General features: G+C 44.7%; 25 protein-coding genes. All 25 read right to left on the bottom strand.

Going from position 1 to position 21,692, the window contains the following annotated elements; translation table 11 throughout:
* Nucleotides 1-23: 23 nt before the first annotated feature.
* Complete coding sequence (locus PROCOU_RS12335) at nt 24-866, bottom strand: N-acetylmuramoyl-L-alanine amidase (protein WP_036072873.1); 843 nt, start codon at nt 864-866, stop codon at nt 24-26.
* Nucleotides 866-1,126 carry a phage holin gene (locus PROCOU_RS12330; RefSeq protein ID WP_036072871.1) on the bottom strand — a complete coding sequence of 87 codons (261 nt, stop codon included), beginning with the start codon at nt 1,124-1,126 and terminating at the stop codon, nt 866-868. Before PROCOU_RS12330 ends, PROCOU_RS12335 begins: the two co-directional genes overlap by 1 nt.
* Nucleotides 1,127-1,144: 18 nt before the next feature.
* Nucleotides 1,145-1,528, bottom strand: coding sequence for a hypothetical protein (locus PROCOU_RS12325; protein WP_036072866.1), 384 nt, complete (start codon nt 1,526-1,528; stop codon nt 1,145-1,147).
* 37 nt (nt 1,529-1,565) lie between these two features.
* A complete protein-coding gene (locus PROCOU_RS12320; RefSeq protein WP_036072864.1) occupies nt 1,566-1,814 on the bottom strand; it encodes a hypothetical protein in 249 nt (82 codons plus the stop codon).
* Nucleotides 1,815-1,830: 16 nt separating this feature from the next.
* Nucleotides 1,831-5,340, bottom strand: a complete 3,510-nt coding sequence (locus tag PROCOU_RS16730; RefSeq protein WP_051994389.1) for a phage tail spike protein — start codon at nt 5,338-5,340, stop codon at nt 1,831-1,833.
* Complete coding sequence (locus tag PROCOU_RS12305) at nt 5,337-6,029, bottom strand: hypothetical protein (protein WP_036072859.1); 693 nt, start codon at nt 6,027-6,029, stop codon at nt 5,337-5,339. The genes PROCOU_RS16730 and PROCOU_RS12305 overlap by 4 nt, the downstream gene beginning before the upstream one ends.
* 64 nt (nt 6,030-6,093) lie before the next feature.
* Nucleotides 6,094-9,846 (bottom strand): phage tail tape measure protein, encoded by a 3,753-nt coding sequence (locus PROCOU_RS16725; protein WP_051994388.1) that lies wholly within the window; start codon nt 9,844-9,846, stop codon nt 6,094-6,096.
* A 38-nt stretch (nt 9,847-9,884) separates the two neighbouring features.
* The gene (locus PROCOU_RS12295) at nt 9,885-10,151 is read right to left on the bottom strand and encodes a hypothetical protein (protein ID WP_036072857.1); all 267 of its coding nucleotides are present in this window, start codon (nt 10,149-10,151) and stop codon (nt 9,885-9,887) included.
* A 65-nt stretch (nt 10,152-10,216) separates the two neighbouring features.
* Nucleotides 10,217-10,576 carry a tail assembly chaperone gene (locus tag PROCOU_RS12290; protein ID WP_036072855.1) on the bottom strand — a complete coding sequence of 120 codons (360 nt, stop codon included), beginning with the start codon at nt 10,574-10,576 and terminating at the stop codon, nt 10,217-10,219.
* Between the two features lie 103 nt (nt 10,577-10,679).
* Entirely contained in the window at nt 10,680-12,554 is a 1,875-nt protein-coding gene (locus PROCOU_RS12285) for a polysaccharide deacetylase family protein (protein WP_149023670.1), read from the bottom strand.
* The gene (locus PROCOU_RS12280; protein ID WP_036072850.1) at nt 12,520-12,984 is read right to left on the bottom strand and encodes a phage major tail protein, TP901-1 family; all 465 of its coding nucleotides are present in this window, start codon (nt 12,982-12,984) and stop codon (nt 12,520-12,522) included. The genes PROCOU_RS12285 and PROCOU_RS12280 overlap by 35 nt, the downstream gene beginning before the upstream one ends.
* Before the next feature lie 12 nt (nt 12,985-12,996).
* Entirely contained in the window at nt 12,997-13,398 is a 402-nt protein-coding gene (locus tag PROCOU_RS12275) for a hypothetical protein (protein WP_036072848.1), read from the bottom strand.
* A gap of 3 nt (nt 13,399-13,401) precedes the next feature.
* Nucleotides 13,402-13,746, bottom strand: coding sequence for a hypothetical protein (locus tag PROCOU_RS12270; protein ID WP_036072847.1), 345 nt, complete (start codon nt 13,744-13,746; stop codon nt 13,402-13,404).
* Nucleotides 13,746-14,129 carry a hypothetical protein gene (locus PROCOU_RS12265; RefSeq protein ID WP_036072846.1) on the bottom strand — a complete coding sequence of 128 codons (384 nt, stop codon included), beginning with the start codon at nt 14,127-14,129 and terminating at the stop codon, nt 13,746-13,748. Before PROCOU_RS12265 ends, PROCOU_RS12270 begins: the two co-directional genes overlap by 1 nt.
* A complete protein-coding gene (locus tag PROCOU_RS12260; RefSeq protein ID WP_036072844.1) occupies nt 14,126-14,923 on the bottom strand; it encodes a hypothetical protein in 798 nt (265 codons plus the stop codon). Before PROCOU_RS12260 ends, PROCOU_RS12265 begins: the two co-directional genes overlap by 4 nt.
* Nucleotides 14,920-15,282, bottom strand: coding sequence for a hypothetical protein (locus tag PROCOU_RS12255; protein ID WP_036072842.1), 363 nt, complete (start codon nt 15,280-15,282; stop codon nt 14,920-14,922). The genes PROCOU_RS12260 and PROCOU_RS12255 overlap by 4 nt, the downstream gene beginning before the upstream one ends.
* Nucleotides 15,283-15,293: 11 nt before the next feature.
* A complete protein-coding gene (locus PROCOU_RS12250; protein WP_036072837.1) occupies nt 15,294-15,509 on the bottom strand; it encodes a hypothetical protein in 216 nt (71 codons plus the stop codon).
* Between the two features lies 1 nt (nt 15,510).
* Nucleotides 15,511-16,530 carry a major capsid protein gene (locus tag PROCOU_RS12245; protein WP_036072836.1) on the bottom strand — a complete coding sequence of 340 codons (1,020 nt, stop codon included), beginning with the start codon at nt 16,528-16,530 and terminating at the stop codon, nt 15,511-15,513.
* 3 nt (nt 16,531-16,533) lie between these two features.
* On the bottom strand, nt 16,534-16,908 hold the full coding sequence (locus PROCOU_RS12240) for a hypothetical protein (protein ID WP_036072835.1): 375 nt from the start codon (nt 16,906-16,908) through the stop codon (nt 16,534-16,536).
* Nucleotides 16,909-16,929: 21 nt separating this feature from the next.
* Nucleotides 16,930-17,097: a hypothetical protein gene (locus PROCOU_RS17815; protein ID WP_159101226.1), complete on the bottom strand. Its 168-nt coding sequence runs from the start codon at nt 17,095-17,097 to the stop codon at nt 16,930-16,932.
* Nucleotides 17,098-17,128: 31 nt separating this feature from the next.
* Nucleotides 17,129-17,482: a hypothetical protein gene (locus tag PROCOU_RS12235; protein ID WP_036072834.1), complete on the bottom strand. Its 354-nt coding sequence runs from the start codon at nt 17,480-17,482 to the stop codon at nt 17,129-17,131.
* Entirely contained in the window at nt 17,475-19,034 is a 1,560-nt protein-coding gene (locus tag PROCOU_RS12230; RefSeq protein WP_036072832.1) for a phage portal protein, read from the bottom strand. The genes PROCOU_RS12235 and PROCOU_RS12230 overlap by 8 nt, the downstream gene beginning before the upstream one ends.
* 29 nt (nt 19,035-19,063) lie before the next feature.
* Nucleotides 19,064-20,761, bottom strand: coding sequence for a phage terminase large subunit (gene terL, locus PROCOU_RS12225; RefSeq protein ID WP_036072831.1), 1,698 nt, complete (start codon nt 20,759-20,761; stop codon nt 19,064-19,066).
* Complete coding sequence (locus PROCOU_RS12220) at nt 20,751-21,191, bottom strand: phBC6A51 family helix-turn-helix protein (protein WP_036072829.1); 441 nt, start codon at nt 21,189-21,191, stop codon at nt 20,751-20,753. Before PROCOU_RS12220 ends, terL begins: the two co-directional genes overlap by 11 nt.
* Nucleotides 21,176-21,373 carry a hypothetical protein gene (locus PROCOU_RS12215; RefSeq protein ID WP_036072828.1) on the bottom strand — a complete coding sequence of 66 codons (198 nt, stop codon included), beginning with the start codon at nt 21,371-21,373 and terminating at the stop codon, nt 21,176-21,178. Before PROCOU_RS12215 ends, PROCOU_RS12220 begins: the two co-directional genes overlap by 16 nt.
* Nucleotides 21,374-21,692 lie beyond the last annotated feature (319 nt).

Here is a 21,692-nt window from a genome sequence, read left to right as displayed (position 1 = left end):
TAAGAACGTGGGTTTCGTTATGCTTATTTCGCTTTCAATTCGACGTACTTGTCGCTTGCTGTTATGTAAAAAGTGGCGCCCTTAGAGTTCTGCACCTTGTACTGCGGGCTACCTGCGACATTGACCTTCGCCAGCACCGTCGGGAAGCCTACGCCTTTATTGACTGTGCCTACTACGTCCTTGTCTGCCCATGACGGTTTATTATAGAAGCGTAGTCCGTTAACCTTTGACACTAGTTTCTTGCCTGCAAATGGGTTGGTTGGTACCGTTTGTTTAGGAGCTTCTGGCGTCTTCTCTGGTGCGTCGTTTTTTGGAAGTGCGATATTGAAGTAGTCTAGCGCTCCATGGACGATGGCTTTTGCAATTAATGTTTTCTTAGTGCTGTACGTTGTCATGTCATCTTTGTTACTAATGAAGCAAGTTTCTAGTAACATTGCTGGTGCATTCGTTTCTCGCAGGATACCCAAACGCCCATGCCTTGTTGACGTGTCTGGCTTGATCCCCCGGTCTTTGAAATAGTCATCTACGTGGTCATTGACTTTCTGCGCTAGGCTCTTACTTGTTGCGCTGCCATCGCAGTAAAATCCGGTCGTACCTTGTGCCGTTGCTGTCGCGCTGTCGAAATGAATTTCTATTACAGCATTGACCTTCTCGCGGTTTGCCTTCTTCGCATCTGCGCTAATGTTTCGGGCAACGTTAGATGTACGGTTATTAATGACCTTAATGCCCAGCGAACGAGCGTATTTAGTAGCCTCAAGCATCAGCTCTAGGGCTTTCTCTGACTCTTTACCGTATGAGCTGGACGCTCCTGGGTCAACTCCGCCGTGCCCTGCATAAATGGCTAATTTCAATTCATTGATTTTCATTATTCCTCATCCTTTCGTGGTTCTTCGTATCTCATAGCTCGTTCACTGTCCGGCGTGCCTGCCGTCGTAGGGTCGATAACAAGTCCCACTAACGCAAATACAGCGCCGACAACTACTACAATCTGATTGAACAACGTTGTGTAGTCCCAGCTAATGCCGAATACGATTAGCACACTTTGTGCGATAAAAAAAAGCGCGGCAATCATTGCGACAACCCACGCCCTATTTTTAAAACGAACTCTCCAGTTAATTTTCTTCAAACATTCTCACCTCCTTTTTTAATTGACTACGGCTTTTATGATTTCATTCATTATATAAATAACACCTACTGCGCCGCCTGTGACTCCAACCCATTTCAGGACGTTAAACGCTAGCTTATATTTTTCAAGACGCAGCTCGGCAATTTCCTCTTTAAGCGAGCGGTTTTCTTCAATGACCGGCTTAATTGTCTCGGTCACGACTTCGAGGATGATGTAACGTAATGTTGCTTCGCTCATTTCGTGCTGCTTTTCGAGCTCTGATATACGCTCACCATGCTCGTTTTGTGCCGCCTTGAGGTCGGCAATGTCGCCCTTTAATGCGATTATATCCGCGCTATTTTCCTTAACTTCGACCGTCATCTCTGTAAAATTTCGGTTAGTTAACTTAACTTCTTGCTCCAACTATATAACTCACCTCAATCTGCCATAAAAATACGCCCTATAAGGCGTTAATTTCTTCTTGAATTTGACGGTTGATTAAATCTCCATTTGCAATCATTACGTTTTGTTGCTCTTTCTTATCTAGTACAGCAATCCCATCAACGATTTTTACAGCATCAACATTATAAATTAGCTTCTCATCGGCTTTTACTTTAAAAAAACGTTCCGGCAAATTGTCCTTACCCTCTATATCACACCATTCTTGCACATATCCGTTCTCGCCTATCGAAACATAAACTTCTCTCATTCTGCTTCTCCTCCCCTTATCTGTATCCTATGCGCCTAATACACCAGCCGTTGTTAGGACTAGCGCCGTTGTCTGCGTGCCCTCTAATCGAAGCAGATGTTCCATAGAATATTTTCTTTGCTCCGTCCGTGCCTACCATGCTTTCCCATATAGCCTTACCGCTATTTTCAACTAACGTCTCACGAGGAATAAATATTGTTCGGAAACCGTAATCTAATGCGCCAGTACCAGGCGTATACCGCGACACATCAATGTATAGTCCTATCTTCAATGCTTCCGATGGGAATGTATATGTATTCGTATCAAGAAAGTACGCGGCTCCCTTGAATAATTGCACATAAGGTGCGAAAGCATTCAATGCAGTACCAGTATAAGTAATAGCAGCCGCTTGAGCCGCGTCCGCCTTCGCTTGCGAACCGACGGTATTTTCGTACTCGCGCCACGGACTTGCTGTTGCGCCTACATAACGGAAAAAGTGGCGGTTAGCGGCGGCGTTGCTTGGGCTAAAATAACGCGCATGTTGCTCGATTGCTGTACCAGTCACAAGCTTATAATTTTCAAGCCTGAAAGCGCCTGTACCTACGACCGGAGCGTCAGTCAACTTCGCTACAGCCGTCGAGTTCATGTAGAAACTTCCTTGCTCTATAATTTCGGCTAAGGTAGTGACGTCAGGTGGCGCTTTTGCGGCTCCTGTGTCAGCCGTTATTTTCGCCTTTTGCCAGTTAGCGGTATCGGCAGTTTTGACGACTTGATTTGCGTTAATTGCCGCAATGACTTCGTTTGCCTTCACGACTGCCGCGTCAACATTTGTCGATGCAACAGCGAGGTCTTCAAGCGCGTCATTTAATTGTGCTTGCGATTCTGCAATTGCCGCTTGAATGTCCGCATTGAGCTGGTCGATGTCGCTTGCAAAGTTGTCCATTTCGATGTTTCCCTGCAACGGGTCGGCGTCAACTGTCAACGTAAAGTCGCGCGTGCCTGAACGTAAGACAGTCGTAGTCCCTTGTTCGATGCGAAAATGGCACTCGAACTCGCCTGCCTGTGCAAAACAATTAGTGGCAAGTGTATAATCGAATGTGCCTTCTTTATCATTGCGATTTACGACGCCTAAGCTGTCACGGAAGTAAGTGCCGTCGGGATATACTAAAGTAAAGTATAATTTTAGTCCCGTCAGGTCGACTACTTTATTTATACTGTTCGATGTATCAATTACGTTCACATTTAGCGTCAAAAGCATGTTGTCACCTACACGACCCCATAACTCTTGATTCGAGCGTACGGTGCGGTTTAGGTCGACAGTGATGGGAATATTTCGTAAAGCCATTTTTAACCCCTTTCTATGAGTGAGTAAACCAGGTCTTCCAGTTCGCTCACCCTTTTTTTCAAGTGCGATCTTTTCTTCCTCATTTTCGCGCGCATATTGCCATAGCCACATACACGTTTTATACAAATCAACTGCCTGCATGTCATCGGCGCGTAGCTCCGGCGGCAATGTTTCGGCGATGAATCCTAGCGTTTTTTCAAAGCTCGATTGCTCAATATGTTGCTTCAAACGATAGCTGAACACTTCTATTGTGCGTATCATTTCCGTTGCGCTATATTTCTCTGCCATACGCGATTCCTCGAACTTCTCAATATCCTGCTTAATTAGTGCCGAGCTTCCTTGTTGAAAAGCGGCGGCAACATGCGGCACATATTTAAGCGTTGCAGTATCCCATGTAAATCTATCGATGCTGGCGGTTTTACCTGTAGGGTCGGCGCCGATGGAACACCAGCCAATCGACTGAATAAACGGCGTTTCAACGCCAGCCCACGGCGAAATGCGCACAACTTTATCGGGGTTAACTGTGCCAGTATTTTCATTAAGCGCCTCAATCGCAATGCCGAGGTCGCCGCTTGTATTCATGCGGAATTGCATAGCAGGAAAGTTATAATTACGACGCTTAGCGGTTAAGTAAAAGCCTGCGCCTCCGCCCATTCGCAAACTTTCCTCGTACTGCGGTGCGGGCAGCGGCGGCATAAAGCTAGACACAAAAGAGTCTGCCTGAATAGTCGAACCTGTGATATTTACGCCTTTAATGTCGATAGCTTGAAGCGTTCCAGCAGTAATAAAGTCGGCGTTAAAGCGTCCATCTAACGTCCATGCAGAGCGATACTGACCGTTGACTCCTGTTGAGCTAAAGCCGATGCCTGATTTATTCATACGCAATACTTGCTTCGCCGTGTTGACGTCGTCCGTGTCCATGATAAAGATTTCGGCAGGATTTCGTGGCGGATAAAGCACAACATAACCGCCGTCATTTCCTGTAATTAAATTCGTTGCATGGTCGATAGCAAGCGCGATAAAATCGTGAATACCTGTCATTTGCTCGGTTAATTGCGCTTGTATTTGTGCGTCATTGACCGCTTTACTTTGCAACGAATACCTTGCATCGCCTAATTCAATTTCTATGTACATTTCAGCGACGGGATCGTATGTATACTTACTGACTTTTGCCTCTATTTCAATGCCGTATTTTTCGTGCCATACCTGCACCGTATCAAACAGCGCAACATGTTCCAGCATAGCGAACTCTTTGTAGTCTTCCGTTTTCGATAACTGCACAAAGTTAATTGTAAAGTTGACTTTCGGCGTGTTATTACCTGTACGCTCAAACCACGCCTGTGCTAGCGTCCGTAATTGCGCAACAGATGTATAACCTGCGTCGGTCATGTCTTGCGAAAAGTCGACCGGCAAGGCAAGCGGTTGATAAAAGTCCGCCACGTTTGGCGCATCAACGACGACTTCGGGCAAGTTTATTTTACGTGTTGTACCGTCGCCATTATCGAGTTGTGCAAACGGAATAATGCGCGTTGTGACATCGCCCGTTGTTGTTGCCGTAAGCCCTGTGAGATTTTTTCGATAAGCAATACGTACGCCCCGATTGGCACCGCGCGCCTTGTGCATGCGAATTATGAAGTTGTCCCATTCGAGGTCAGTGCGCCATTTATCAATAACCGAACCTTCTTCGCCAGCAATGCCTGACAATACGTTAATATACTCTTGCTTGTAGTTCGCAGTCGTTGTAATGTCTGTCCACGCCGTGAATTTAGTCGGTGTGACCGCGTTAGCTAACAACGCATTGACTGCGCCTGTAGGTGTGACGCCTTTTAAATCGACGCTCACAATCGCATTAGAAAAAAGGTCAGCTTGTGCAAGCGCAACCGCAGTAACATATTTATCTTCGCTAATAGTGTCGAACTCAACTGTATCAATGCGAAACAACCGGTCGCCGTCATAGTCGTTTGCCTTCGCCTTGACGACGTTGTCTTTTACAATTGCATCGAATAACGGGCGTTGTATTGCGTAATCGTCGTCGAAACTGTTAGGCGCCTGGTAAATGAATTCAAACTTAAATGCGCCTTGTTTTTCCTCCGTGACGACTGGTGATACAATATTGACTAATCGACCTATACCGTTATGTGAAGGCACAATGCCTTTTCTTAGCTCGGCGTCGCCAGCATCATATAAAATCGGATAACTCAAATCGACCACCACCTCGGCGTAACTTCAATTTTTGTGACGTTGCCAATCCAATTGAATGGCGTGTCGCCGAGCCCTAAATTAGGTAACGCATTACTAACTTTATGATTAGCTGACGTAATGACGCCGTTCACTGTTGTATAGCTGTTTCCCATTTCAGTATCGAGCGTAATTGGGTCGGTAATGCCTTTTAAGACAACGGTTTTATTACCAACATATAACGTAATATCACCCGTACCATAGACGGTTATTTTCGGCTGGCTTTCGAAAAGTTCGGGATTTGTCAGAACCGTATCTTGCTTTGTAATTGTTCGAATACGTTGCCCGTCTTGTACGTAACGTTGAGGCTGACGCACAAAGGGAATGACTCCCTCGCCCACATAAAACAAGTAAAACACTTCTTTTAAGCTTAGCTCTGCCGATACTGTAGCACGCATAAAGTAACGGGCGTCGTCCGAATAAGTTAATTCGCACCAGCCTTGCGCGCTCTTAAGCCAGCTAAATAGCTCATTTGCCTCTTGCCTAATATTCGTGCGACATCGGTCTTCGGCAAATAAATAAACAGGCACCTCTTCTTGTACGTTTTTAAATGTACCGCGATCCCGCATGAGCGTCCCATGTCGCCCTGCAATTTCGATAAACTCAACGTTGCGCTCGGCAGCAGTATAAGGAGCACGCTCCCGCACCGCCAAGCCGAAGTCTAAACTATTTCTATCGTTATATGTAAAACTTGTTAATGTCGTTGTGAACGCCTCCTTAAAATTGCTTGCCTAACGCCTTGAATTGCTGGCGTTGTTGTTGCGCCTCTTGTTCGCTGATGTGCGGTGCCATCACACGCCCTGCAGTTTTACCGTCAATTTGAACCATCATTCCGTCGAGCCTGTCTCCCAGTGCGTCGATACGGGCACCTAAACGGTCTTGCCATGCGTTCGACGGTGTGTTAGCGTCAATTGATGCCGACACTGCTCCGCTAATACTGCCGTTCATGTTCGAATTAAGTCCTGTCTGTATTGCACGTACATCGGGCGTTGCGGCTTCGGTCATTCTGTCAGTTGCCTTTGTAATCGCCGAAATCTTGTCAACAATTCCATTCGCTAAGCCAATCGAAATAAACTCACCTAACGCTGTAGTAACACGTGAAGGCGAGTGGATGCCAAGCACGCCTTTAATCTTACTAGTAATCGCATCGCCAACATTTTGACATGCCTCTTTAACTGCGTTTACTTTATCTTTTATTCCGTTAACAAGTCCGTCAATTACATATTTACCTGCGTTTTTCATGCCATCGAAAAAGCCTTTAAATTTCTCAACCATCTTGTCGCCAATTTCGCCGATTTTTGATGCGACTTCGCCTGCTTTACTCCATATGCCGCTTATTAGTTTTATAATTAGCTCGGCGCCTTTTGCGAGCATCTGCGCACCGAAGCTTTTAATTTTAGTTAGCAGTTGACTCATAAGCTTAGCTCCAGCAATAATCAGTTGTCCAATAAGACTTAAAATCCCTTTTATTAACGCCCAAATCAATTGCACACCTGCGCTTAAAATTTGCGGTGCAAACTTGATAATTGCCTTGATTAACTCTACCGCTAAAGTAATTGCCGCCTTAATCAGTTGAGGCAATATTTTGAGCAAGCCAGAAATCAACGCTAGTACGAGCTTAACGCCTGCCTCAATTATCTTCGGTAAATTCGTAATTATAGCCTTAACAACTGCAAGTAATAGCTTAATCGCAGCGTTTATTAGTTGCGGTAAAATCTTAATTAACCCCGAAATCAACGCCATAACAAGCTGAATTCCTGCGTCGATAATCTTAGGTAACGCCGATATTAACGCACCTAATAGCGCCATAGTTAGTTGAATAGTCGCCATTATTAGTTGTGGTAAAATTTGATTTATACCGCTTATTAACGCCATTAAAATTTGAATACCTGCGCCAATTATCATCGGTAAATTCGTAACTAAAACGTCAAGTAGAGTCGTAATAATTGTAATACCAGCGAATAATAGCGTTGGCAATGCTTTAATAATTGCGCCTACTAGCATTGTAATAATCTGTAGTCCAATACCAAGTATTACTGGCAACGCCGCAATAACACCGTTGAGTAACGCGGTTAAAATCGACACTGCGGCTTCTATAATTACAGGCAAAGCTTGAGTAATCCCTGCGACTAAAGTTGTTAAAATTTGTAGCCCAGCATTTAAAATTAAAGGAAAAAGCTTAGACATCGTACTCACATAAGTCTCAATAATTTTAATAACTATGCCAGTAAGCTTAGGTATTGCTTTTACTAATCCGTTAATAAGTGATACAAGTAAGTTCGTTCCTAAGGTAATAATTTGCGGTAGGACTGATGATAACGTACTTGAAAATTTATCGGTAATCGAGGATATTGTATCCACAATTTTTGGTATCGCCTTTGTAATACCTTCAATAAATTTAGTAATCAAGTCAGTGCCAATCGCAATAAATTTCGGCAAGTTCGATATCAGATAAGCCGCAACCTTGTCGATAGTAGCCGATAAATTGTCGAATACTTCCGTGATGCCGTCCGCGTTAAACTTACCTGTTTTCGCCCACGCTGTGGCAAAACTGATAAGCAACGCAACCGCTAAACCTAGCCCGCCGGTAAGCCCTAAAAATGCCAATGCGACTTTCGAAAGCACACCGATAACAATACTTGCAATGCCCCCGAGCACGCCAAAAGCGCCACCCATGCGTTCAAGTAGCGTAACAATGCCGGAAATAACGCCAGAGGTTGCGCCTCCTAGCGATTCTTTTAGCTTATTGAATAGCGAAACAATAAAATCAATCGACGTGCCGAACGCTGATTTAAGTGCGGCGCCTACTTGCTGACAGAAACTGACGAACTTTGAAAGTGCGTTGTTAGAATCTTCTAAAGCACGTAAGAAACCTGCTTTTATTGCGACGCCTATATGTTCGAAAAAGGCGCCTGTTGCTTGAAGCGCCACTTTTAAAGCGTTTATAGACGCTAAAAAGCCCGTGCGTATTGCCGCGCCTGTTGCGTTAACAGTATTTCTAAACTTTTCGTTGTCTTTATAGAGTGCGTAGAATACCAATCCGAGAGCTATTATTGCCGCAGTAATCAACGCTACCGGACTTATCAAAAATGCTAATGCGGCTTTTATACCTACTAAAGATATACCCGCGGCTGACATCGTTGTAATAAATGAGCCGAACGCCATCATAACAGCACCAACTACGGTGCCTAAAATCAAGAGTCCGGTAACAACTAACGTAATAACAGCACCAATTTTAGCCATTGTTGGGCTAGCCTCGTTAAACTTGTTAATAAAGCCCGTTATACCAATCACAACTTTATTTATCGCCTGTAGCAACTTACCAATAACATCTTTTAACGGCGTCCCAATCGACCGCCCAAATTCAGCCATTACTTTTTTCGTTATACCGACTTGCGAATCAAACGTTGCATATCGCTTATTAGCTTCATTAAGTAGCGCTGTATTTTCTTTCCAACCATTACTTGCCGTTTTTAGCGCGTTGGTAAGAAGGTCGGCGTTACCAGAAAGTCTAAGTAGCGTATCAGACTCACGAATGCCTTTAATACCTAGCTGATTTAATACCGTTGTTAAGTTTTCGCCTTCCTTGCTACTTTTAGCTAGCCCATGAATTACCGCATCCAATGCGCTTGCCGCGTCAGATTTCCAAGCTTTTTGGAAGTCCCCAGCGCTCATACCTGCTAATTCCGCAAAGCCTTTTAGTTTGTCGCCGCCATTATCAACAGCCGTGCCGATTTTTTTCATAACCATCGACATCGCTGTACCGCCAGCTTCCGCTTCAATCCCTACAGATGACATCGCTGTAGCCAGTCCAAGGATTTGCGCCTCATTTAGCCCAACCTGTTTACCTTGCCCAGCTAACCTTAGCCCCATAGATGTTATTTCTTTCTCTGTCGTCGCAAAATGGTTCCCGAGGGCTACAATTGTAGCACCAAGTCTTCCGAAATTCTTTTGTGGCATCTGTGTAATATTCGCTAAACGAGCGAGGTCAGTCGCCGCTTCTTCCGAGGTCATATTAGTAGCCACTCCGAGGTCAAGCATTGTTTTTGTAAATCCAGCGATATTACTACGCTTAATACCTAATTGTCCTGCCGCTTCCGCCACACCAAATATTTCTTTTGTCGATTGCGGCATTGCTTTTGTAACTGAAAGTAACTCTTTTTGTAACGACTTTAATTGTGACGCATTACCGTCAACGGTTTTCTCAACGCCTGCCCAAGCGCTTTCAAATTCTGCGGCGGCACCTACTGCGGCACCGATACCTTTTACCATGCCGATGCTTGCCGCTCCAAACGCTACAGTCATTACAGAACCAACGTTCATCATCGATTTGCCTACGCGGTCTAACTTTGCTCCTTGTGCACTTACCGAGTTAGTTGATTGCTTGATGGAATTTGTAAGTCCGTTAATATCCTTCTGTGCCGCAGTTAATGAGCGCGAAAGACCTGTAATGTCGCCACCTAGCGTCACTAAAATATCATAATTCGCTATGTAAAGTTCCTCCTTCCTTATGTATTTTTATGGACTTGAATTCGACCTAATAATGCGTCATTTTCCCGTTGCCGTCTCAATTGCGCTTCTCGGATTTCATCTTCCGTCTTTTGAGGCGCAACTAATTGGGCATTGGTTGGTCGTTCGTATATGTCTTTCAATTTAAGCTTTTCAATTCGCGCAGCTTTTTCATTCATAAACGCCTGCAACGCTTGCATTTCGAGCTGGTCGAGTTTGAACTCTTGTTCTTCCTCAAGCAGTATGTAAAACTCACGTGGCGTCATGCGTCGAATGGCTTCGGGCAACGCTCTAAAATAGCGCCACCCTCGTTTGTAATATTCCTCAACGTCTAGTTGAGAAGTTGCTCCATCGCCTCTTTTGCCGCCTCGTTCTTCAACAGTTTGCTCACTGTCTTCTTGTAGAAAAAACTTCCCGACACAATTTCGTTTCCGTCCTTGATAATTTTGTCGAGGTCTAGTTTCTCCGCTTCAATTTGCGCCTCAACTGCGTTTTGTACTGCCTCATATGTAAAATTTTCGCCTGTGTGCTTCAAGCCTGCATAAACGATTTTGACGTACGTTTCAAGGTCGCCCGTGAACACGCTACCGACGAGAGCCAATGCGCCGCCCTCTCCGCTATTTAAATAGTTGATACTGTCAAACGTCAGTTTTAGTTCGTACTCTTTACCGTTAATTTCAAAACTTGTCATCTATAAAATTCCTCCAATATATTTTTTTATTACTGTAAAAGCCACTCACTCGCTGTTATAACATTCACTTTTCCTTCATCTACTTTTTGCTTCGCGTATGCCGCTAATTGCTCAAACCAGTCGCGCGCCAGAACATCGTATCCGCCATTTGTTCGGTTGTTCCTAAACGATGATTCAAGAACAGCAACGTCCCACCTGTCGCAATTGCATAATCGATAGTATTTTTCGCTTGTGCAATTGTGCGGTCAGGCGTCAAATTATACGTGCGTACAAGGTAGTTATTATTCGGGCTAGTGATTTCGATTCCAGACGTTAATGGACGACCTAATTTGTAGCTACCCTCTGCTAAAGCGCTCAACGTATCAGCATTATAATCACCGTATGGGTATATAACGATATCGTTCGCACGCGTCCAGTTATTTGTCGTTAGGTACGTTTTGCATGAGTCAAACTGAACGCGCTGGTCTGCTTTACTAAGCGTGTCCAAGTGCGGGTGCTCTTTTGTATGATTCAATAAATCATGCCCTTTTAGGTTCAACGCTTTTAGCTCTGCATTCGTCATGAATCGCGCATCTGATTCGTTAACTTCCACAACACTAATATTTGCGCGTAGGGATTTACTTTCTAGCGCTGTAATTCCTAGCGCCGCCTCGTCCCAAGCGTCATCAAACACAAACAACACATTGGCTTTATCGGCTTTAACAGATGAAATCAAGTCGAAGGATACCTCCGCTTTCATCTCCGTCTTGGGTTCGACACGAACTTGCATCGCCTTTACTGCCTGCGCTGTTGTGAATGCTCCTGTAACTTTTCCGCTTGATAGTGCGACCGCTACAGTGTTCCAGCCTGACGTTAATTCATAACTATTAATTGTAAAACTTACGTTGTTTGCTAGACCTGTATCGTTAGCAAGATAGACAATGACTTTATCAAGCGTTGTTACATCATGTACAAATAACAAGCATTCCAAAGCAGTAGCTTCTTCCATAGCAATACTTGTAGTTGTATTGCGCATAAAAGCAATTGTCTTATCAGCAGTCAGTTTTATTGCTTGCGTATCTTTTGTGTTCACCGTATCAATCACACGACTTGTGCCTGCGCCCGATTGTAGTGTCCACGCGTTTAATGTTGTAAAACTTTCAATTGACATAAGGTTTCGAATAGGTGCGGTTGGTATCGAGTTTAATCCTGAATCAGCCCGTAATGCGGCATGTGTTGGATATATGGAACCGACTTTTGTTTCTACTTTGATTAATGAATTAGCATTAATTGCGCTTGAGGTGATTGAAAAATTACCATCAGCGTCTGCCTGCGGGACTGTCCTTGCTACGTTATCTACTGTCAGACGCACAAAACCGTTCGGCTCTGTTTTACCCGAAACAATACGCGCGCTTGATGTTACCGCGTTAAGTTCTAGCTTAGCCAGCTCTGCGGTTATCGTCGTTGCCATCCCGGGTACAGATGTAGCTTGATTAGGATTTCCGTCAATAGCTCGTATATCATACTGCGCCCCTGCAACAATATTCACGTTATTTAAGACATATATACGAAGTACCCCCGACGTGATTGTGCCTGTTAACAGCGCCGTTGACTCTCCCTTTCGATAAAGTTTACAATTCGTTACGCTCGGTAAGTTGACTGACGTGCCATTTACATATGACTCGCCATACAAAAATCTCGAAATCGTAGGTGCAGGTAATAAAGTTTTCTGGCTTAGCTCTTCTGATTGTGCCCCTTCTTGTCCTCGCCTAAATGCTGATACTCTAGCAGTGTATACAGTACTGAACGACAATCCTTCGATTGTTATTTCGTTAGAAAAAACAGCACGTGGCGCAGTTCTATTACTCATATACAGTAAATAATAGTTAGCGCCGTCGACCTCGTCCCATGCATATGTAATTGCAGTATCAGTCACTTTTGTAATGCGAAAGTTTTGGGGCGGATTAGGGTGTGCCGTCAGCTTCGTTCGGCGGAGCACCGTCAGGGATTTCGGTCAGTGTTACAGGCGTGACTTCGCCCGACAATGAGGCTTCAATAGATAGTGACACGTTGTCTCCTACACTACTATCTTTTTCATAACTATTTAATTTATAAACGCCTTGCTCGCCTTCCATTGTGCGCTTGTCAAACTCGACAATAGACACATATTTCTTTTTACGTATTGCCACCTTAAGTGCGTTAAACGCGACGTCGCCTTCCGTCATAATACCGCCAAAACTAATCGTCTGCCCTACCTTTCCGTATGCTGTTTCCGTTTTATCTTTCGTCTCTAACTCAACATCGTCTGCCTCGATAGAAGTATTACCGTCTGTTTGATTAAAAAATCGCTCATATGTATCGCCACTACCATCTGTTGCAGGAATCGATAAGAGGTAGAGAATGTCTTCGCCTATGTATTCAATTGACAAATGTTTTCCTCCTTATTGTTTATGGTCTCGTCGGCTAGTCGTAAAACTAACGAACGCTCTATGAAAATTAACTTCGTCCGATGGGCTTTCTGGCGGAATTGGTGCAATAGAAACGTTGTCCAATACCTGAAAGCCATCGTATGTATGAAAAAGAAGCGCCTGTTTAATTTGGGCGCTTAATTCACGTTGTTGCCTATTTGTTTGCGGGTATATACCGAGCTGATAAAGGTTTGTTGATGCGACCGAATCACGCAGTTTAGTGCTCGATGTGCCGGCGTCATTTAAAAGCTCAATCGTAAGAAAAGGCTTTTTATCTGACGACGGCAGTTGTAGTCCATCGTATTCAACAATAACATCTAAACCTGTCGATGCTTTTATTTGCGCACGAATTGCGTTTTGCTCTTCGAAAGGCATTACTTAGCCGCCCTTTTGACTGCGCTCTTGAGGTTCGCTTTGAAAACAGGCGTGTCCTCTTGAATTGTCTTTCGTACAAAGCCTTTTTTTATTTCGGTTCGTGTGCTCCTGAATCTCGGCGTATTCTCGGTCGCTTCCGTATGCCCATGTTGTCGCATCGACTTTATGAACGCTTGCCGGAAAGCTATTAGCTAACGCACTCGTCTTTCGCGGCGCATATCGTGCCGTCTTACTGCTTGACGCGAGTACTTGCCTTTCAGTTGTTACGCCTACAGCCTTTTCATATAAGGCAATGTCTAACTTTTTACTTAACGAGCTCCCCATTGTTGCATGCATATTTATTCTCATTAAGTTATCAACTCCCCAAAAACCTCGACCCGATTACGTTTACTTATGCCTTTTTGCGGCTTACGAATGACGCGGTATTTATCGCTGTTATATTCGAAGTATGTGACGTCTACCCAGTCCTCGATATTAATGTCCGCCTTGATATCTGCTGTATAAATCAATAAACCGTCCGAAATGTCCCAGCCGCCCGAACTACTGTATGTTGGAGACTCTGTTACATGCGCTTGAACCTCGACTGGTGCGCTTGGTATTTTTACTTCTTCGCCTGTGTCAGGGTCAGTCGCTTCAACTTCGTCAGGCAATAAGATAATCGTAAACGTCCGACCGCCCAGCATATCGGCTCTCGCTTGACTCATAAACGCTTTGTCAGCGTCTGTAATCATAAGTCACCCTCCTCGTTGGTTAATTCGTAAGTCAAGAATGAAGTACACTTCGGGTGCGGGCTGTATATATCATCGTCTTTTTCCGGCAAGAATACGCCAGCACCTAAGCCATGACGGTTTTCCTTTGACAATCCGAGGCAAATTCGCGAGCGTTTGACTCCGGCATGTAGCCTAACCGCTTTTACTTGTTCACTTTTCTTTGCGATTTCGCCAATTGCTTTTCGATACGTAACAGGACTTTCCGAGCCACTCAATTGCTTATAATGCCATTCCCTACTGTCGACTGCTGCTTTTATTTCGCGCCCAGTCTTATTAATAGTCTGCTTGCGTGAAATGGATAAACGCACGGTCTTGCGGAAATCGTCCGTCAAATCGCCCGACAATCGATAGAGCCTATCGCTCAATTGAAGTTCATCAGCAGGTTCACGCCTTGATACAACGTTTTTGACAACAGCTTGAACTAAGTCTGCTTGCGCCTCTGCGTCCATGTTTCTAGCGAGGTATTTATTTACTTTTTCTATAGTCCATGTAGCAGTCTCAACTAAAATAGCTTGTAGCACAACCGACATCGTTGCGTATAGTTGTTGCTCAATTGTATCGAAGGCACGCAACACTTGCGCACGTCTACTTGCAGGTATAACGCTATTTTCATCTGCATACGTTTCTAATACGTCCAGCACTTCAAGCCGAATATTGTCCACGCTTTTCGTAAATCTACGCTGCTGCTTTTCGTCAAGTATGACGAACTGTGCCGCCAAATCTTCGAAAAACTCGTTGACTTCGCGCTGGTTCATAATCGGTCGAGCCTTTTCATTATTTTGAAGCCTGAATTTTGCGTATACTGGGCGTCATACTCAGCTTTCAGTTGACTAAGCAACTGTAAGTAATTTGCCGAAATTCGGCTTTTATCAATACTTTCTTCGCCGTCCTTAAAACTGAAATATGCCGCCGTATTAAACGCTAAATCCTCGGTCACTATGATGCGGGCACGAAGTAAAATACGTGTAGCATCTGCGTCAGAAACGGTTACGGACGACGCGAATCCTTCTAAACGCATTGCCTCATTCAAGGCGGTTGTTAAATATTCAATAGTCATACCTGATACGCCTGCAAAGCGCGCTTCTAGTTGCGTCAATAATTCATCTTTTGTCATCCGTCACCCTCCTAGTCGGCTTTTTTCTTTGTCGAAGCTTTCTTTGCTGGCGCTTTTTCTTGCACCACTGGCGTAGTGTCTTCTGGCTGCTCTTGCGTCTTTGTTGGCTCCGCAATGAAGCCTGCTTTTACAAGACGCGCAACATGAACTTCATCAATGGTTACGTCCTTACCAGCGTGCACACCGTCAACAATACCATCAATTACTCGTACTTTGATATTCGCCATCTTACGCCACATCCGCAAATAGAATTAGTTTAGGGTCTTCAATAATCGGGAAGCCTGCCGCAACACCGCGTAGAATAGAGCGAATTGGTTCCTTATTGTCGTATGCATCGACAAAAATACCCGGATTAAAGTTATTCTCAACCGTCGGGCCGAATAGAAAATTACCAAGTCCTTCTGCTAAAAATACAACACGGTTTTGCGGGAAGTACTCAATAACTTCATCCTCACCCGTATACATATTTCGCACCGTTGCTTTGCGGTTCTTGATAATTTCAATGGGGGGTAACCCGTAGCCGTCGAGCACTTCGCCAACTTCGCCTTGGCTTACACGTTTTGCCGTGGCGTTAGTCGGACGAGCCTCTGCGATAATTGACTGATTTTTCGTTAGCATTGCGAATACTTCACGTGGCATTGCAATGGTTTCAGCAGACCGTCCGTTAGTTTCTTCGTACTTAGCCGCCCAACCAATCAAGTCGCCTAGCGCGTCAGCCGTTGGGTCAGTCCACGCATTCGTCCCTGTTAGTGCGATTTTATGTTCGGCTGGTACTTGATAGTCGAATTGTACTTTGACGTTATTTTTGTTATATTCAATTTTGCCTTGCGCTAGCGCTTGAAGTTTCATAATTTGAATGCGCTCATTAATCGCCGTTGAAATATCGATTGCTTTCGTTTGTAACTTTGAAATCAATTCTGAATGTTCTGAATTCGAACGCGATTGATTTAACGCAAGTAATTCTTCCTCGGTTACAATATATTTAATACCAAATTTAGCAAGCTCGCCCATTTTCGATGCAACAGCGTCTCTGTCCATCACTGGCGGTTCAGCGCCATAGCCAATCATTGCTGCTAGGTGACGTGTTTGTTTCACAATATCATACGCGAAATTAGTACTATGCGTCATTTCATCAGGCAAAAAGCGGTCACCAAACGTCGGTGTTTCCTCTCTTAGTTTTTGACTTTCGTCAATCAGTCCGCGCATTGCGGGCTCTTGAAACTGTTCTAAATGCGTAATTCCTGCCATGTATTATACAATCTCCTTTACATATCGAATTGGTGTTTTTTCTTTGAATGCGTCAGTAGCCCCGACCAATCTTGCGTCATAAACAGCGCCACGGGTCAATACTTCGCCGACAATGCCGTCATTTACGCCGTCACTATTCCAGTCGACGTTAAGAATACCGAAATCAACGTACTTATCTACGTCTGCGTCAACAAAAGGCACCCATTTTCCTGTCGTTTCGTCTTGCGCAATAGCAGTGCCGACCTCGACATGTGTATCGCCAAACTTAGTGCCGTCCAACGTTGCGCCTGCCTCAATAAAAGTAAAATGCTCACTTGCTAGAATGTTTTTGCCGCCCTGAAATCCAGTACGGCTTTGTTTTGGTGTGTAAATTGGCAATTCTTTTCCTCCTCTGGCGCCTTAGCGTGCGCCTTTTCGTTTAAATATTTTTCTTGCTACTTCCCGTGCTTTTTCCTCAGCATCGTTTGTGGCGGGCGGTGTTGGGCGCTGACCGCCGTTATTAACAGAAGGGTCAGCATAATGCACTGGCGGAAACATTTCTTTGAATGACGTAATTTGCGCTGTCAAAGCTTCCTCTGTGTCGCCAGTTACTAGCGCCTTAACCGTTGCAAGTCGTTCGCCTGTGTAACCTGCCTTCGCTAACTCTGCCTCTTTGAAGAAATCGAGCTGAATGCGTTTTTGAGCTTGTTCTGCCGCTTCTCGCGCGGTTTTTTTCTTGCTCCCATAGCGCCTTAAACTGCCCTGCTTCTTCGGCTTCTTTTGCTTCCTTCGCCGCAATCTGTGCCTTCAACTGCTCAAGCTCTGTCTCTTTCGCTTTTTTAGCGTCATTTATTTCTTTAAAGCGATCATATGGCACCGTTTGCGTTGTTTGTTCTTGCGTAGGTTCTTCCGTATTTTTCGCCCCGTCAGGCGGGTTACCTACAGTTGTTTCAGTTTTTACTTCTTCACTCATTCGTTAGTCCTTCCTGCTCCTCGGCGTATGGAGCCGTTGTTTTACGCCGTTCTAATTTCTCCGATTCGATTTCTTGCTTCTTAGCCGTGGCGTTCTCAACGCCCAACCTACTCATTGCGCCCGCAACTGACTCGAATCCTGCTGACGTTTCTTCGATAAGCAGTTCGACTAAGTCTTTGCGGTTGTCCGGTAAAGGTAATACAAATTTCATTTCGCTTTTATAATTAGAGCCAATATTCCGAATTATTTCTTTATCATAGCTGAAATTAGGAGCGCCTAGGCGTGCCTGTAAATAGCGAATAGTAAGCTCGTGTAATTCCGGTAAACCGCGTCCCCATGTTTGCCAATGCTCCTCGGTATCTTGTATGATGTCATGAAATAGTACCTGCAATGCCTCCGCGTTCATTCCGCCGAAATTCAAATCCTGCGCCGTAAAATTCGGTATGCCTGTGATTTCATGTAGCGCCCCTTTAAGCCTTGAAAACGTATTGTCTAGCGCGCTGCCGTAAGTGAAGTTTGATTCTAGTTTCTGTGCGTCAGGGGATTTATCGTTGTCCGAATTAATCGCGGCGGCGGCGCCTGGTGCAATATCAATATTCAACATGTCCTCGCGCTTGATATTTTTAAATATCGTCACTGGAAACATTTCAAATCGCAAACTATCGACAGCGTCCTCGTTTAATTGATTCAGACGGTCAGTAACTTGCCGCATATCATCGAGTTCAGTCCGTTCGCCTGTACGACTGTCAATAAGCCCCTGCACGGGGAAAAGCACGACTGGAATGAAGTCAATGCCCATCGGCTCATTGCGTATCAACATTTTGACTTCTTCAAGCTCCATCGTATAATAACCCTCCGTCAGATAGCACATCGACTTACCTGCGTTATCGGTGGTTAATATAAACGATTGCTTTCGAATAAACTCTACTTCTTCACCTTCTGCGTCAAATAGCTTTTCTGCGTAAACGATATGTACTGCCTTAAGAATGCGGTAATCGTCGTTACTGTAGACGGGGAATACCTCAGTATCAGCGTGCCACACCCACGAAATCTTACCAGTTTGCGGGTTGAATACGATTTTAGCTGCTACACGCTCGGCAATCAGCCGGTCTTTTGCCGCCGACAACAACTTAGCACGCATGTCGTTTTCGTCCCACAACTGATATAATAAACGCTCGTAGCCCTCTGCACGCTCCGACTCCGCTACTTGTGCGGCACTAGGCGCATAATCAGGACTTAAGCGTACCTCTTCATCATCAATCAGCGTCACAGGTACGTTAATACCGTGCTTGCCTGCCATTTGCCATTGCGCCTTATTATTAATAAAACGCTTGAAGTAATTGACCGAAAAACGAGTCGGAGTATAGTCAAAGCCAGCAGGTCGCTGTAAATCCTCAGCGCGAACTAACTGCTTAGAAATTGGGTCAATGTGCTGATAACCATCGTAGTAATTGTAAGACTCAATTTGCTTGTTCAGCCGTTGCATTTCCTGCTCTCCAATCGCCTGCTGAAACGGCGACTTAATTAAACTGTTAATTGTGTCGGCAGTCATTATATTTCTGTTTATTTTGCGTCACCTCCTTATCGATATGCTCTGCGCTTGATTATTTCAACAGCTTTCGCCTTTGTGGCAATTTTAAGCGCGTCAGCTAAAGCGTCTGGCGCATCATCGTGATTATGATTCGGATAGTACTCAAGTTGTTCGATTAACATACGCTGCGACTTATGAAAACGCACACGACCGCTTTCAATATCAGGCAACATTGCCTCAATACGCAGTTCTTTACGTGTTTTTTGCTTAACTTTTTTCAGTCGCGTCGATGATGGATACCCAAGCGCCTGTAATGCTTCGCTTAGCTTATCAGCAAACCATTCTTGTGCCGCCTGCGCTTCGACTGCCAGCATTTCATACTGATAATACATCGTTTTTTCTACTATCAACTTTAAAAAAGCGTCAGGCTTCAAGCGCTCAACGACCGTATCAATTATGTAACAGACACCCGTATCCCGTTTGCGAGCGATTGTAATAAGCGCCGAGTAGTCGCCCTTCTGCTTGCCCATCGCAAAGTCTACTGCACCGAAAATGTCGCATTGACTCAAGTTCAAATCACTTTCGACGTAGTAAGTAAACTTTTCTGGATCAAATACTCGACTCTCTTCGTCAAGAGGATTATTCATATACTCTTGATTGAACGCTTTCGAACCCATTTCCTCGCGTTTTTCCATGAAGTACTTATAATCATAACGAGAAGCCCATAAAGTGCCGGTACCTATCAGCATTTCCGCTTGATTTTCCTCGTAAAAAGCGTCTGCCTTATCTTTAGCTAGCTCGTCATCATTATTGTAAATTTCGCGCCATTTCTCCCATAGGTCTGGGCGTTCGCTGAATGACGTAATTGCGGGAAACTTTTTCGACTTGAACTGGCGACTTTTTACGATGACGTGATTGAGTAGCGAATCGTAGTGTACAATCGTCCCCATATAAACGCAAAGTCCGCCGGCATCCAACGCCTGCAACATTTCCGACTGGAACCAGTGTAAATTCTTTTCGCGCAGTTCCTTCGTGTTGGTGTTCTGATTACTTTCAAGGTCGTCCAATAAAAATAAATCAGGGCGCGTATTGAGATAACGAAGCCCACGCATCTGTGTGCCTGTACCCTTCGCCTCTACCTTCGTGCCTGATAACGTAATAAACTCGTATTTATTGTCGAGCTCATTTCGGCTATTTTGTTCGTAAAGCAGTTCGCCGAAGTCTTCACGCAATTTAGCGTTAAACTTAAGTTGTAATTTCGTCCAGTTGATAAAATCGCCCGCCACATCGGTTGTCTCCGATACCTCGACGATATACTTGCGCAACCGAAACACGACTTGATGGCACAAAAAGCCGTTCGACAAGTATGCTGTCTTAGCGTGATTTCGTCCTACCGCCCAACCAACATGCGAATCAACCTTACCTTGCGTAATATCATCCAGCATGCCGCATAACTCCGCATGAAACTCGGCGGCAGTATCAAGCGTCTGCCCAGCCGGAATCAAATTACCGAGGTTATCGGGGTTGCGGTCTTCGCTAAAATACTCATACATGAAAAAGAGCACATCATGCTCTGCACGGTGTACCCTCGTTAGTTGTTCCAGTTCGCGCAAGTCAGCTAGCAGAGTACCTTGCTGTGTCCTTGTCGCCTTACCTTCGCTATGTAATTTTTGAAGCGCCTTTGCGTGTTGCCTAAGTAAGTCAATACGAACTTGCCGTGCCGGCCTGTCGAGCCAGTTAAGCGTCATTATTACCTACACCTGTTTGTACGGCTAAGCGCGCGATTTCCTCAGCTAAAACTGCATCATCACGGCTATTTGTCGTAATATTAATTTCTTGCGGGGCATTTGTCCAGCCCTGCTGCTTAAAGTACAAGTCAAGCGCCTTTGTTGACGGCTGACTACCTTTCAACAACTTGCTCATTGCGCCATAAGCATAAGGTGCAAGTGTTTGAAGTCGTGCTTGTGTCGCCAATCCCAGCGCCTCCATGAATACGGGGTTCTTTGTGCGCCAGTTGTACAACGTCTTTCTGCACGTACCTACTTCCTCGGCGATAGCGTCCATCGACTTGTAGTCTTCGTCTTTCTTGCTGTACTCCATTTGCTCAAGTAGCAAGTGAATAGCCTCTTGTTGCTCCTCTGTTAGCTCGTCCATTAACGTTTCTAGTCTTGTTGCCATTTGTGCTGCGTCACCTCCTTCATAAATGACTCTACTTTATCAGAGGGTAATATACTTGTGTATTCAGCAACGTTAAACCAAACTGGACGAACTTTCCCATCTTCGCATAGAAGCCCTACATTTCCATGACCATCAATAAAAAATCGCGCCAATTCATCGTCGCTATATGTTTTTGAAAGCATTTACTACCCCCTTAGCTAACTTAGATACGTTACGCCCTACGTAATTTTCTACGTTAATTGGGCGTACATCCGAGGTTACGACTTGACAAACGCCTGCCCCTCGGTTTAAAATTTTTGTAAGAATTGTTTTCGGGTCAGGGAAACGCATAAAATAAATTAAGCACCCCCGCCCTATAAAACGTCATAAACAGAATTGCGCGACTATTAAACGTTAGCATAAATATGCAACGAAATACAGCGACAACTTCCGATAAGATACCTTATGTAAACTAGCCTATGCGCCAATAGCGCGCGGTATAGCCATTTCACAATGTCGCAC

The sequence above is a fragment of the Listeria rocourtiae FSL F6-920 genome (genome assembly GCF_000525975.1).
GTDB classification, from domain to species: Bacteria; Bacillota; Bacilli; order Lactobacillales; family Listeriaceae; genus Listeria_A; species Listeria_A rocourtiae.
The sequence above is the reverse complement of the archived record's forward strand: the minus strand, read 5'-3'. Positions and strand labels throughout refer to the sequence as shown.